The sequence below is a fragment of the Enterococcus sp. AZ140 genome, from assembly GCF_051714405.1.
In the GTDB taxonomy this organism is placed as follows: domain Bacteria; phylum Bacillota; class Bacilli; order Lactobacillales; family Enterococcaceae; genus Enterococcus_B; species Enterococcus_B pernyi.
Window position 1 is genome coordinate 1,720,303 of the sequence record NZ_JBIORU010000001.1, and the last position, 14,309, is coordinate 1,734,611.

Genomic DNA, 14,309 nt, shown 5'->3' on the forward strand with positions numbered 1-14,309 from the left:
GATTTTACTAGTTCAAACTTTTTCTACTGTACTGTCAGTAGATACGTGAACAGGTAGCTCGGTTGATGCCTGATAACAATCGGTCCTGAAAATTGTCCACTGATATAAAGATCATGACTCGTTTCCCAGAATGGAAGAAGTTCCATTGCATCCGTATCATTTACACCAACGAGCATAGGGCCTATGGATTGTCCATCGGTTTTTGATAGGTTTAGTAACAACTCGTTTTCGCCATTCACAGATAGCTGATCGACTAAAGAAATCGTTGCTTCTTCTGATTGATCCGTTACTTCTGCAATCGTGAAATCAATGGCGAAATTGCTTTGGTTAACGATTGGTTGTGCATGTTCAGTTGCACTGAATGCACCTGTTTCTTTCGTCCCAAAGACTAATTCCAAAGGCACTTCTACACTGAGGGTGCTTTTTGGTATCACGATCTCTGCTTCGGCCCACCTGCTCTTTGTCGTGTACGCTTGTACATCTGGATCATCACTGATGATACCAGTAAGTTTCACGTACACGTAATACGTCCCTGCCATTAGATCTTCATTTACCCATACTTGTTCTTCAGACGTCTCGACTGCTAGGACTCCACTTGTCGCCAGTGTTGCGTTTTCGATCTGTGATTGCGCTTGTGCATCATTGATGTCAGATCCGGTCCATAAACTTTTGTCACTTAACTTGTACTCTACCGCAGTCACTTGTCGTGCAGGCGGATCATAACGATCGATCGTCGTCGTCAACTCGCTTTTGTTCACTGCTACATCCGGTTCATTGCTCCAATCCATCACTTCGATTCTTTTTTGGTAGATCGCTTGCTTTAGTGAAGGATTGCTGAAATAATTGTTGTTCAATGTGTTGGAGGATACCCCAGCTATTTCTTTTTCTTGCAATTGACTACTTGCATTTAAATAGCTAAAGCGATAATCACCAGTCACGCCAGCGGTGCCATCTTCGCGAACGAAGGCTATATTTCTTGTAAATAGACCTGTTCCTGTTGTACTGGTATTTTTGAAACGAATGTAATCAGGTGAGTCAACGTAGAAGGTGAGCGAACTACTGAGCAAATTTGCTGGCGCTGAATTGAATGGTCCCGTGTTGACAAAGGAAACTTGAGCATCGTTGCCAACAGTGATGTTCATCTCCACCATATTCGAAAAGTACATCGCATCCGTTCCTACGTGGGTGTAATAAAGTCTTGCACCTTCCCCAATGGTAAAATCGACCCCAGAAGAAATAGCATTATACGTAAAAGAGGGTTTAGTCGAAATAATATCCACTTCCGCATTTTCCTCAATTGTGATTCGCAAACGACCATCTGTTGAACTACCCGTTCCAAAAGCATAAAATAATCCTGTATTACTAGTTGTCTGATGGTCGATCGTTGTTTTCGATCCTTCTGCAAAAATGACATTATAGCCTTCTAAAAATTCCTCGCTAGCTACTCCAGCTCTTGCAACAAATGCATTCTCCCCTTGGAATGTAAACGTTGACTGTTGATTCCATGAAATGAAAGGCTGTGCGCCAGTTTGGGCATAGTAATTGACATTGTCCATGATCGCATGAAAGGTGGTTGAATCAGCGATAGCCCCAATGATGCCATAATAGGTGCTGTTATCATAAACCTGGTTACTGCTATCCATCAATGTATCACTACCGAAGTTGATATTTCTTAACGTTACCGTCACGCCAGACGTTTTAACCCGAAAGCCAGTATCCAACGCAACGGGACTCGAACTGTTGGAATACAGCATATAAAATCCTTGACCATCAATAACCACATCTTTATTGATACTGAATGAATGAGAGTCTTGGTAGACGATATTCGCTGTCAATTCGATATAATAGGGCCCTGGAGTTGTTGCACTTGTGATGGTTTGTAAGACGGTGATCAGTTCTGCTACTGAACCCGCGGTAAAGGGATCGGCAGATGTTCCCGTACCACTATAAGCAGAAATCATCTCTTCATTTGTTGGTTCTTCTTCTGGTAGGACGACTGAATCAGCGTATTCCTCTAATCTGTTGACTTCTTGTACCTCTTCCTCTGCACTCTGCTCGTCCTCGTTAACATCATCATCAGTCGAACTGTCTTCTGCCATTACTTCTAACTCAGAGGCCTCGATCTGACTTTCGACATCTGCATAGACTAGAGGATATGGAAACAAACTACTCCATATAAAAATGGAAAGCAACAGGATGTTTACTATTTTTTTCATGATACCCTCCTTTTTGAGGTTAGGTAATAAGCTTGTCACGATTTTTACAGTATTGTAAAAATATAGTTGGAAACATTTGATAAAAAATCAGGATGGAAGATCAATGAAACTATGAGATAATCATTTTAGAAAAAAGAATCAACCTAAGCCTAGGCTTAAATTGATTCTTTCTTTTCTCTCTACCACAAAACGAGCGGAATGGCTCAGTTGGATTCTTTCTACTTCAACTGTTGATATGATGGGCTTTCAGGTTGCGTCTGATCGACCATGTGTAACATACAAGTAGAATGAGTATCAATCCTAATAGCGAGAGATACAATCCAGTTTGATCATTTGTTTTTGGTAAAGGATTGATCACCTTCACTTCGGAACGAATCGTTGAATTTGTTTCAGGGGAAGGTGTTTCTTCTTTTGGTGTTGGCGCTTGCTCTGTGACTCCTAACATCCCGTTCAATTCAATCGTTGTCGTACTCATAGTGTATCCCTTCTATACTTAGTTGGTTGTAAATTCAACTGCGTCTAATTGAAGTGTCAGTGTGAATGTTGGATTTATTGGAGTAATATTATCTGCTGTTACAGAACCTTCATACTTGAATGTCGTAGCATTGCTACCAGTCGAAGTACCATCTGCTGTCAGGTTCCCAGCACTATTTGACAAAGTAAAGAGTTCAGCTGGTGTAGTGAAAGTTTCAAGCACGCCACTAGTGATCAGCGGCTGATTTACATTGGTTCCATCTAAACTTGAAATAAAATTCAAGCCACTAATGACAGCAAGGTCAGAACCGTCCGTTTGAGCAAAGTTCTGAACGGATACCTTTACCGGACGACCTGAGTTATTTGCGATGTTGTAAGTCGGTGAATTAATATTCGTTGTACCAGAAACGTTATAGAAAATAGTTGCCGTATCTAGTGTTACGTTGATCCAATCCGTTTGTCCTTCATCGATTTCTTCGTTTGGATCGGTATTATCGACCCCTAGAGATCCATTAATCGTAATGTCTGCCGTTGGTTCTCCAATAACATCCGTTGCTAAAATCGTCGTTGGCGAGAACGCTCCCGCAGTTGTTCCTAAAACGAATAAACTTGCTAATAATTTCTTTTTCATCCTAATATTCCCCTGTCTATTGTATTTTTTATTCGATGATTAGTGTTACTCCAGCTGCTACTTGTCCTTTTTTCTGATTCGTATCTGGATCGTACAAGCTAAACATTGCTACAGATGGATGTTCTCCTTTCTCCAGTGACTGTTCAAGTGTCACCTCTTTTATTTCATACCCTGGCTGGATTGCGCCAGATGTATAAACAAGTTCATCGTTACTCTGTTTTCGTATTTCCACATTGATGGGATGGCCATTTTCAAGTGGGTTCTTGATCATCAATTCACCTTGCAGCGTTCGGTGATTAAACGTCGCCTCTGGTGAAATCATTAGATTGAATTTACTTCTATCAACTGCTGTCTGCGATAATTCTAACAACTCTTCTTCTGAGATTCGTTGCGCATCTTTTCCATCTGGAAGGAATTCCCCACTAACAAGTGTCACTGGTTCAGGCGTTTCTTGTGAAAAATGGCGGTAAAGCAGCCAACCGGCAATTACCATTAAGAAAAGTATAAATATGATGATGATGATTTGTTTTTTACGTTTTTGATCCATTTCTTCTTCCATTAATCCTCATCTCCTTTTGCTGATAGCGTATAAGTTAGTCGAAAATCTACTTCATGCTTTTTAAATATAGACCCAGAAAATTCACCCTTTAAAAAAAGTTCCAGTGGATCAGTCAAAAAGGGCTCTAGGACCATCGCATCAAGTTTGTTTTCACCTATCATCAATGGTCCTAATTTCTGTCCATCAGTTGCTCCGATATTAAGTAATAAGTGATCCTCCTCATTCGCTTCAGTAATATGATCCACTAAAGCAATTGTCGGGTTGGCTGAATAGTTTGCGACATAAGTGACAGAAAAATCGATAGGAAAGTTACTATGACTAATGATCGGTTGACTATGCTCAATCTTATAAAAAGTCCCTGATTCACGAATATCAAACAGCTTCTGCAAGGGAACTTCCACATGGATCGGACTTCGGTCAATCGTAATTTGCTTTTCTTCCCATAGACTCTCACTTGCAAAAAGTTGCATTTGCGGATCGTCATTGACCGCTGCAGCGACCTGAACATAGACATAGTATGTTCCAGCCCGTAACTGACCATTGTGCCATGACAAGTTCGTAGATTTTTCAGCGGCGACAACACCTGATGTATCAAGTGTTGTCTGGTCGATGGCTGCTTGTGCGCTATCCGATGTAATTGAATCACCGCTCCACAGACGCTCTGTACTCAACTTATAATTCACTTTTGTCAAGATACGTCTAGCCGGTTCATAGGAATCGATCTTAGTGAGTAATTCGCTTTTACCAATACTAACATCCACCACATTGTCCCAAGTCACTTGGATACCTTTTTGATAGACCGCTTGTCGCAAGGCAGTATGGCTAAACTGGTTGTCCGCTAATGTTTGAGAAACTCTTCCAGGAACTTCTCTTCTTTGTAAGTTTTGTGCTTGATTTAAATAATAAAACTGATAGTCACCAACCTCACCCAAAATTCCATCTAATCGATTGAATGCCATATTTCTTGCAAATAACCCATTAGTATTTCCAGTATTTTGGAAACGAATAAAGTCCGGTTCGTTAACATTAAAAGTAACATTCCCTCCTGAATTGATTCGACCATGACTTAAAAATGTAGCTTGTGCATTTTTTTCGATATTGATCGTGGTAGATCGCGCATTGGAGAAAATCAAAGGACGGTTAGCTGCTTGTTGATAAAAGAACTTCGCACTGTCTGCTATCGTAAAAATGACATCTGCCCCAAAAGTAAAGTTTTGCTTGGAAGAGATAATATGGACTTCTGCATTTTCTTCTACTGTAATGCGTAAACGACCATCGCTACCAGCCGATCCCCCAGTTCCAAAGGCAAAAAAGAATCCGGTATGTAGTTCTGTTTGATGGTCGATTGTCGTTTTTGAGCCTTCGGCAAAAATGACATTATAGCCTTCCATAAATTCCTGACTACTCGTACCAGCTCGACTTGTAAATGTATTTTCTCCTTTGAATATAAACCTCGATTGCTGATTCCATGTTAAAAATGGTTGAGCGCCCGTACGTGCGTGATAATTTACGTTTTCTAAAATTGCGGTAAAGATGATTCCTGTCGTTCCTGCTGAACCAATGATGCCATAATACGTGTTGTTGTCATACACTCGTCCCGACGCATCTGTCAAGGTATCACTACCAAAATTCATATTTCGTAATGTCGCTTCTATCCCTGAAGCCCTGATGCGAAACCCTGTATTACTTGCAATCGTACTTGCATTATTGGCATATAACATATGAAACCCTTGTCCGTCGATCACTACATTCTTATGGATGTCGAATACATCAGAGGCATTATAAAAAATATTGTTTGTTAACACTACGTGATAAGTCCCTGTTCCTGGATCAGTTCGAATCGTATTCAGGACGCTTTTTAATTCAGTTGCTGTTCCAGCGAGAAATGGATTTTCTTCTGTTCCCTGTTGATCAGATCTTAAATGATATTCTTCTATTTCTAGGATGTCCTTCCTTTCAATACTTTCTTCGTTCTCTCTTTCATACACATCCTCTTTCTCATCCTCGTAGTGTTGTATTATATCTTCATCATTTTCTAATTTTAGTTCATCTTGATATACATTTTCAATAAAACTATCGCTTTCAATAACTTCGAAATAACTATCATCCGCATAATTATTTGTTAATGGAACAAGAGAAAAGCTTAAAAAACCCATAAAAAAAAGGAATTTTATCAAAAAAAATTACCTCCCTAAATTAATATATTGAAATAAAATAATGCGTAAAAGATTAAAATAATATGATAAAACGATAATACTATACACTTGTTAAAAGTGTCAATAAATAACTTTCGTGTTTTTTTATAAGAATTACAGTAGATTTTTTAACGATGGCATGTTCAAATTTTCACATATATGCTTATGTCCTCTGAATTGACTACTTACAGGCTATCTCCTGGTTTCACCAATTCAGAACGTCTTGGCGACACTATTCTTCTGTCACTAGAAATGATTGTTCAACCTATTGAGAATCTCAGACCAATTATATCTTAGCGAATCAGATTTGATCATCTACTAACAAAAGTTGAAAAAAAGGAGTGGAACATTCGTTCTACCTACACCTATAACCGAATAAACGGTGGCAACAGAAGTAACCTCTTCGAAAAAATAAGGCGCCATCCACAAAAATTTGAAGAACAATTTTCGTGGATGACGCTTTATTTCTCGAGGCTGAACAATTCTGTCCCGACATCTTTTATTATTTGATTGAAAGACCTTCACTGATTCATTCCGATTTGACTTCCCTTTACACGGACTCGAAGTCCATGAGATCATGTTCGAGCTTCCTTTCACTCTCACTATACTTGATTACAAGAAAATAGTGAGTAAGATATTCCGTCGAATACCTTACCCACTATTCTTAGTCTGTTTTATATTTTTAATAAAGATTAGGCTACTTTAACTGCATCTGGTGATTTTCTTAAAGCACCATAAATTACTCCAGAAACAATTGCACCAATTGCAATGAATACAAGATACATAATCGGATGACTTAGTAAGAAGACAACGAAGATCCCGCCATGTGGTGCTAACAATTTGATACCAAACGCTCCCACTAAACCACCTGTCAATGCAGAACCAATAATGAAACTTGGAATGGCTCTGATTGGATCAGCTGCGGCGAATGGAATCGATCCTTCGGTTACGAAGGAGAGCCCCATAACAATGTTTGTCAAGCCAGCATCTTGGTCTGTTTTACTGAATTTATTTTTAAACAAACGTGTTGCAACGAAGATAGCTAATGGTGGAACCATTCCTCCTGCCATAACGGAAGCCATCACAACACTACCACCGGTTGCGACAGTGGTTGCTAATGTTGCTGTACCGAACACATATGCTGCTTTATTGATTGGTCCACCTAGATCGGCAGCCATCATCCCAGCAAGTAACGCACCTAATAATGCAGCATTTGAACCGCTAAGTCCAGATAAGAAACTATTCAAACCATCATTCAGTGCTTTCATCGGTACATTGACCATCAACATCAAGAAACCGGTAATCAATAATCCAAAAACAGGATAGAATAGAATCGTTTTGATTCCTTCCAGTGACTTAGGCAAGTTTTTAAACAATTTACGTAAGAAGACGATCACATAACCTGCTAAGAAACCACCGATCAAGGCACCTAAGAACCCAGCACCGCCAGTATTTGCTAATGCTCCCGCTGCAAAACCAACGATCAATCCAGGACGGTCACCAATACTTGAAGCAATGAATCCTGCTAAAACTGGTAACATAAAGCCAAATGCAGCTTGTCCAATTTGATTGAACCAGCTTGCTGCTTGGTTGTAATTCCCAAGGTTTGCTAATTGATCTTGTGGTACACCCATGAATTGATCGACCATGAATGATAATGCAATAGCAATCCCACCACCGATAACGAATGGTAACATGTGAGAAACACCGTTCATCAAATCTTTATAGATTCGTTGGCCGATCGTTCCATCTGCACTTCCTTCGTCAGAAGAATTTTCTTTTCCATCACCATGGAAAACTGGTGCTGAGCCACTGACAGCTAAGTTAATCAATTCTTCAGTTTTTCGAATACCGTCACTTACTGGACGATTGACTAATTCTTTTCCGTCAAAACGATTCATTTCGACTTTTTTATCAGCCGCAATGATGACGCCATCTGCACGAGCAATATCTTCAGCAGTCAAACGATTTTTGATTCCTTCTGAACCGTTTGTTTCAACTTTGATCTCAACACCCATCTCTTTGGCTTTTTTCTTCAGCGCATCTTCAGCCATGTAAGTATGGGCGATCCCTGTCGGACATGCAGTAACTGCAACAACAAATTTTTTATTAGATGAAGCCGCTGTTTGTGCTGCTTCTTCTTGTTCTGCTAACGCTTCTGCTTCTTTTTGTTGTTCAGCTGTTTGGAACAATTCTTGGACTTCTTCCGGTGTTCCTGCTTCTTTTAATTTTCCAACAAAATCTGGATCGATCAATAAACGTGATAAGGCAGCTAATGCTTGCAAATGTGTGTCGTTTGCTCCTTCTGGTGCGGCGATCATAAAGAATAAGAAAGTTGGTTGACCATCTAGTGCTTCATAATCTACGCCTTTCTTGCTTTTCGCAAACAAAACTGTTGCTTCTTTGACAGCAGCATTCTTCGCGTGTGGCATCGCAATGCCATCGCCTAGCCCAGTGGATGTTTGAGCTTCACGAGCTAAGATCCCTTGTTTATAAGTTTCGATATCTGAGATACGACCTGCATCATACATTTTTTGGACCATTTCATCGATGGCGCCTTTTTTATCAGTTGCCTGTAGATCCATGATCATCGCATCTTTGATCATTAAGTCTTTGATTTCCATGATTTATCCCCCACGATATTAATCAATTTTTGTTATTTCTACTTCTGGTAACAATTCATCAATGAATGGGCGAACCGCTAAATCATCCGAAAAAGCAGTTGCACTTCCACATGCCACACCCCACTTGAACGCTTCTACCGCATCTCTATGTTTGCTATATGAACCGATAAAACCAGCAATCATCGAGTCTCCGGCACCCACTGAATTTTTCAATGGTCGAACTAATACATTGGAACGGTAGGTTCCTTCTTTTGTGAACAATAAAGCACCATCCCCAGCCATTGAAATCAACACATTTTTTACTCCTTCTGCCAATAATTTCTTGCCGTAAGGAATGATATCTTCAACGGAATGGAATGTCACATCATACAATTCAGCTAATTCGTGATTGTTTGGTTTGATCAACAACGGTTCCTTTTTTAATGCTTCTTTCAAATCATCGCCGGTAGTATCGATCACAAACTCAGCACCTTTTTCACGGATGATCTCAATCAATTCTTGATAGAATCCAGCACGTAAACTCGCAGGTGCGCTTCCTGATAATACCACGATATCGTCTGCTCCAACAGTTGCTAATTCTGCTTTCAAACGTTCAATGGCTTGATCCGAGATTGTTGGTCCTTGTCCATTGATCTCTGTTTCAGAATCAGACTTTAATTTGATGTTGATCCGAGTATCTTCTTCCACTTGTGTAAAAGCTGTTGCGATTTGTTCTTCTTTCAACCAGTCAGAAATAAAATTCCCAGTGAAACCACCAAGAAATCCTAAAGCGGTCGAATCAGAATCGATGCGCTTCAAAATACGGGAAACATTGATCCCTTTTCCTCCAGGGACTTTGAAATCTTCGGTCATTCGATTTAAATCACCGAGTTTTAATCCATCTACTCGTACGATAAAATCGATGGATGGATTAAGCGTTACTGTATAAATCATTGATTTGCCTCCTTAATTGTCGTCCGTTCACTGTAGTCGTCAAGAAATTCTAGTGGACAACGCTCGGTTATGATCGTGGCATCTTGCAGTGGTGCAACAGAAACAAAGGTTTGCTTATTGAACTTCGTATGGTCAAGTAAAACATAACTATCTTGGGCATTTGTAATGGCTAAGCGTTTGACCGCTGCTTCTTCTGGATCTGGGGTAGTGAATCCACGTTCAAGATGAACGCCATTCATTCCCATAAATGCTTTATTAAAATGGTAAGCCTGTAATTGGCTAAGTGTATTAGCTCCTAAAACTGCATTCGTTGAGAGTTTCACTTGGCCCCCTAGGACGATCGTTGAGATTTGTAGATCAACTAGCGCGGCAGCATGTTTCACTGAATTGGTCACAACAGTGATCTGTTTATCTTTTAAAAAAGGAATCATCTCTAACGTGGTTGATCCTGCATCAAGATAAATGACTTCTTCATCGTTCACTAGTTCCGCTGCTAATCGTGCAATCATTTGCTTTTCACGAACGTTTTTGAGCGTTTTTTCACTCATGTTTTGTTCAAAACCTAAAAGATCCTCTTTTTTTGCTCCTCCATGGATACGTTGCAATAAACCTTCATCTTCTAACTCTTGGAGATCCCGTCTAATCGTTGATTCAGAAGCATCTAACAAGACTACTAACTCTTGGGATTTGACAATTTTATGTTGTTCCAATAGTTGTAGGATTTTCTGTTTACGTTCTTCTGTAAGCATTTCCACGATCACCTCACGATAGATTCTAGCATATTTTTATTCAACATTCAACAAGATTCATTCAAAAACATTCAAAAACGATAAAAATCTTGAATACACACGTAACTTTAACTACAAGTAAGAAAGCATCCACAAAATCATACTTCAATTTTTGTGGATGCCTTTTGATATTTTAGATTTTAAACTACTTTACCATTTCACTTTTCCGATCATCTAAGTATGATCCAGCTTTTCTTGCAAATGATTGAAATCAGCTAATTTTTCTGCATCAATAGATTCCCAGACAATTCCGCTTGATCTAACAAGACGACCCGAAGACGTTTTTTTCCTTGAACTGCATCAAAGCTTAAACGTCCTCTTCTCTTGCGTATTCGTTTGAATTGGATCTCTGATAATCGATTGCGGATCTCCTCAATGGGAAAATCAGCTAAAAACTTAGTCGGCAAGTAAATACGCAATGAGGTCAAATAGTCTTGGTACATTTCATCGGGGGCTTCGACATTCAAGTATTCATTAATATAATAACTATAAGCATCGATTCCCTTGTCTAACATGAATGTTGGATCGATCACTTTATAGCAGATCAACTGGCTATGGCTTTCATCGACCCAAGGAAAAAATGCTTGACGATTCAGGACACCTCTCGCTCTTTTTTCTTTGTAATCATAAGTAGCAAAATCATAGCTTCTTGTTACGAAAAATGTTGCTTTCTTCTTTTCTGTTGGTTGCATCAAATGATTTTGATACTGGACCGCTTGCAAGGAGTCCTGAGTATAGGCATACTCGACAAATGGCTCTTTCAGTAAACCAACACCGTTGTCCCACGACAAATGATCAAAGCCTAATTGATCTCGATAGTATTGTTGAAATTTTAAATTCGCTTCACTTTGCCAACGAAATGGCTCGCGATACAACTGGATACCAATGACTTGATTCTCGTATTGGGTGATTTCCTCCACCTGTTGCATTTCCAAAAAAATCTCTTTAGGGATCAGTCGATAATAATATTGACTATAATACATTTCCCAACAAGAAGTAAAACAACGCCCTTCTACGATTAGATCATAACCGGGAAACTGGTTACAATCTACCTCAATCTGCCCATTTCGACCTTTGATTTTAGGCAACTTCTCGATGTTCTCGGCAGATTCAAAGGATAAACGATTTTCGATTTCTTTCGTATTATGATATAAATATTCTTCGACACTTCTCATATAAGCAAAAATACCATTTTTTTGCATTTTTGTTTGAAGATAGTTTCGAATCACCGATTCATTTTTTTGAAATACCTGCCACAAAAACTGATAATCAATTTGGAGATGATGATAGCCAAATTCGAAACGGCAAGTGAGATCATTCTGATAAATTTCAAACCAACCGATCTCTTCATCAGAGATTTCTTCTAAGGCTTTTTTTAGTCCAATTAAGGTATATGGTTCTTTCGTATGACGAGAGGATTGGAAAAAGTCAGGGGTAAGCAAGATACGAGTCAGCATGGACCAATCATAGGCTTCTTCTTTTTCGTTCGTACGATCTCTGGTCAAGACGAGACGGAACATCATTTTTTCTTTCGACACCATATTTCTCACCTCTCTCAAATCTATTTATAATCAAATTATAACGAATAATAAAAAAAAACTAAAACTTTTCGTCTTATGCCACCGATTGTGGGGTAGCATGTTAAAATAAAGAAAGAGGTGATAAACATGGGATTGAAATTTGAGCGTACAGATAATTTCGACAAACTATTTGAATCTTTTGGTGTTGATCCGGAAAAGACCGTTGCTCCAAAAGAAGACATTGACCGCTTTTTAAAACCAAAAAGCGAACCAAAAAAAGACAAAAAAAAGAAATAAACAAAAAAGACTTGATGCCTTAGCTTTTGAAAGTTTGCCTTTCAACCTAAGTATCAAGTCTTATTTGTTTACTCGCTGATCGCGTCTTCGATCGCTTTCCATGCTTCTTCTTTTCCTTGTTTAGTTACAGAAGAAAATAAAATGAATGTGTCATTGCGATCGAAATTCAACGCTTTTTTAATTTCGCTTTCGTGTTTGTTCCATTTTCCACGAGGGATCTTATCTGCTTTTGTCGCAACAACGATCACTGGGATATCATAGTATTTTAAGAATTCATACATTTGGATATCTTCTTGCGATGGTTTATGGCGAACATCCACCAGTGACACCACTGCTTTTAATTGTTCTCTCGATGTCAAATAAGTTTCGATCATCTGTCCCCATTTCGCACGCTCAGTTTTAGAAACTTTCGCGTAACCATAACCTGGAACATCGACAAAATGCAACGCATTTTCGATCAGATAAAAATTCAGGGTTTGTGTTTTCCCTGGTTTACCTGATGTACGTGCGAGATTTTTTCGATCGATCAGCGTATTGATAAAGGAAGATTTCCCGACATTTGAGCGACCTGCTAAGGCAATCTCTGGTAGATCTGTTTCTGGATATTGTTTCGGTGCAACCGCACTGATCACAATATCCGCATGATGGACTTTCATATGCTCTCTCTCCTTCAAAGCGGCAAAGCGGCTCAATCCCTCTCCACTTTCTTCGACAGAATGAAAAGGAGTAGTCGAAAAAGCTGCTAAAACTTTCACGACTGCTCCTTTCATTTTATCCCGCTTTTTTTTCTGAGTCTTTGTAAATAACTGTTGGTTTGCCGGTAAGTTCGGCAGCTTCTTTTGTAATGATCACTTTTTCGATCGTTTCATCAGAAGGAATATCAAACATGACATCCATCATGATTTCTTCGATGATCGAACGCAAACCACGTGCACCAGTATTACGCTCAATTGCTTTTTTCGCAATGGCTTTTAGTGCTTCTGGTTCGAATTCTAAAGCAGTGTCATCTAGTGAAAGTAATTTTTGGTATTGTTTCACTAACGCATTTTTCGGTTCCGTCAAGATACGAACTAAATCGTCGGTTGTTAGCTTTTCTAACGCAGCCATTACAGGTAAGCGTCCGATAAACTCTGGGATCAAGCCGAACTTCAATAGATCTTCAGGAATGATATGTTGCATGACACTTTCATTTTCTGAAAGTTTTTGGTTTTGTGTACCGAAACCAATCGTTTTCTCGCCCATACGATTTTTTACGATTGTTTCGATGCCATCAAACGCACCACCGACAATGAACAACACATTCGTCGTATCGATTTGGATGAATTCTTGATGAGGATGTTTGCGTCCACCTTGTGGCGGCACACTGGCAACTGTTCCTTCCAAGATTTTCAGTAAGGCTTGTTGTACGCCTTCCCCTGATACATCGCGTGTGATGGATACATTTTCGCTTTTACGTGCAATTTTGTCGATCTCATCAATGTAGATGATTCCTTTTTCCGCACGTTCAACATTGTAATCAGCAGATTGCAAAAGTTTCAATAAGATATTTTCGACATCTTCACCTACATAACCCGCTTCTGTCAAACTTGTTGCATCAGCAATGGCAAATGGTACATTCAATGTTTTTGCTAATGTTTGCGCTAAGAATGTTTTACCTGAACCAGTTGGACCGATCAGGCAGATATTGCTTTTTTGCAATTCGACATCATCGCTGTCTTGTGCTTCTTGATTGACACGCTTATAGTGATTGTAAACAGCTACAGCCAATGAACGTTTTGCACGTTCTTGTCCAATCACATAATTATCCAATACTTCAAGAATCTCAGAAGGTTTCGGTACTTCAGTAAACTCTCGTACTGCTTCTTCATAGAATTCTTCATCAATGATTTCTTTACATAGGTCGATACATTCGTTACAGATGTAGACCCCCGGACCTGCTACGATTTTCTTTACTTCTTCTTGTGTTTTACCACAAAAAGAACAGCGTACAGTCTCATTACCACTTGGATTATCATACATGGTCTTCACCCCTTAACTTGCGTTGATTCGCAAGAAACTATCAAAGACTTTAC

General features: G+C 39.3%; 12 protein-coding genes. 1 reads left to right on the plus strand and 11 read right to left on the minus strand.

The annotated features are described in order from the left end of the window. Positions 1–23: 23 nt before the first annotated feature. The 9 genes from IGJ39_RS07975 to IGJ39_RS08015 form a co-directional block, all read right to left on the minus strand. On the minus strand, positions 24–2,216 hold the full coding sequence (locus IGJ39_RS07975; RefSeq protein WP_195339202.1) for a hypothetical protein: 2,193 nt from the start codon (positions 2,214–2,216) through the stop codon (positions 24–26). Between the two features lie 223 nt (positions 2,217–2,439). Beyond that, the gene (locus IGJ39_RS07980) at positions 2,440–2,691 is read right to left on the minus strand and encodes an LPXTG cell wall anchor domain-containing protein (protein ID WP_195339201.1); all 252 of its coding nucleotides are present in this window, start codon (positions 2,689–2,691) and stop codon (positions 2,440–2,442) included. Positions 2,692–2,709: 18 nt separating this feature from the next. Further along, a complete protein-coding gene (locus tag IGJ39_RS07985) occupies positions 2,710–3,321 on the minus strand; it encodes a hypothetical protein (RefSeq protein ID WP_195339200.1) in 612 nt (203 codons plus the stop codon). Between the two features lie 28 nt (positions 3,322–3,349). Beyond that, positions 3,350–3,814, minus strand: a complete 465-nt coding sequence (locus IGJ39_RS07990) for a hypothetical protein (protein ID WP_081308311.1) — start codon at positions 3,812–3,814, stop codon at positions 3,350–3,352. 65 nt (positions 3,815–3,879) lie between these two features. Next, the gene (locus IGJ39_RS07995) at positions 3,880–6,036 is read right to left on the minus strand and encodes a hypothetical protein (RefSeq protein WP_195339199.1); all 2,157 of its coding nucleotides are present in this window, start codon (positions 6,034–6,036) and stop codon (positions 3,880–3,882) included. Between the two features lie 731 nt (positions 6,037–6,767). Further along, positions 6,768–8,699, minus strand: a complete 1,932-nt coding sequence (locus IGJ39_RS08000; protein ID WP_019723909.1) for a PTS fructose transporter subunit IIABC — start codon at positions 8,697–8,699, stop codon at positions 6,768–6,770. An 18-nt stretch (positions 8,700–8,717) separates the two neighbouring features. Continuing rightward, on the minus strand, positions 8,718–9,632 hold the full coding sequence (gene pfkB / locus IGJ39_RS08005; RefSeq protein WP_019723908.1) for a 1-phosphofructokinase: 915 nt from the start codon (positions 9,630–9,632) through the stop codon (positions 8,718–8,720). Further along, on the minus strand, positions 9,629–10,381 hold the full coding sequence (locus tag IGJ39_RS08010) for a DeoR/GlpR family DNA-binding transcription regulator (RefSeq protein WP_195339197.1): 753 nt from the start codon (positions 10,379–10,381) through the stop codon (positions 9,629–9,631). The genes pfkB and IGJ39_RS08010 overlap by 4 nt, the downstream gene beginning before the upstream one ends. 254 nt (positions 10,382–10,635) lie before the next feature. Next, positions 10,636–11,961, minus strand: a complete 1,326-nt coding sequence (locus IGJ39_RS08015; protein WP_066025343.1) for a hypothetical protein — start codon at positions 11,959–11,961, stop codon at positions 10,636–10,638. Between the two features lie 126 nt (positions 11,962–12,087). On the opposite strand from IGJ39_RS08015, the gene IGJ39_RS08020 reads away from it, so the two are divergent. Beyond that, a complete protein-coding gene (locus tag IGJ39_RS08020; protein ID WP_019724257.1) occupies positions 12,088–12,237 on the plus strand; it encodes an SPJ_0845 family protein in 150 nt (49 codons plus the stop codon). A 68-nt stretch (positions 12,238–12,305) separates the two neighbouring features. On the opposite strand, the gene yihA is transcribed toward IGJ39_RS08020, so the two are convergent. Further along, complete coding sequence (gene yihA, locus IGJ39_RS08025; protein ID WP_029594239.1) at positions 12,306–12,893, minus strand: ribosome biogenesis GTP-binding protein YihA/YsxC; 588 nt, start codon at positions 12,891–12,893, stop codon at positions 12,306–12,308. Between the two features lie 115 nt (positions 12,894–13,008). Beyond that, a complete protein-coding gene (gene clpX, locus IGJ39_RS08030; RefSeq protein WP_065097099.1) occupies positions 13,009–14,256 on the minus strand; it encodes an ATP-dependent Clp protease ATP-binding subunit ClpX in 1,248 nt (415 codons plus the stop codon). Between the last annotated feature and the right edge of the window lie 53 nt (positions 14,257–14,309).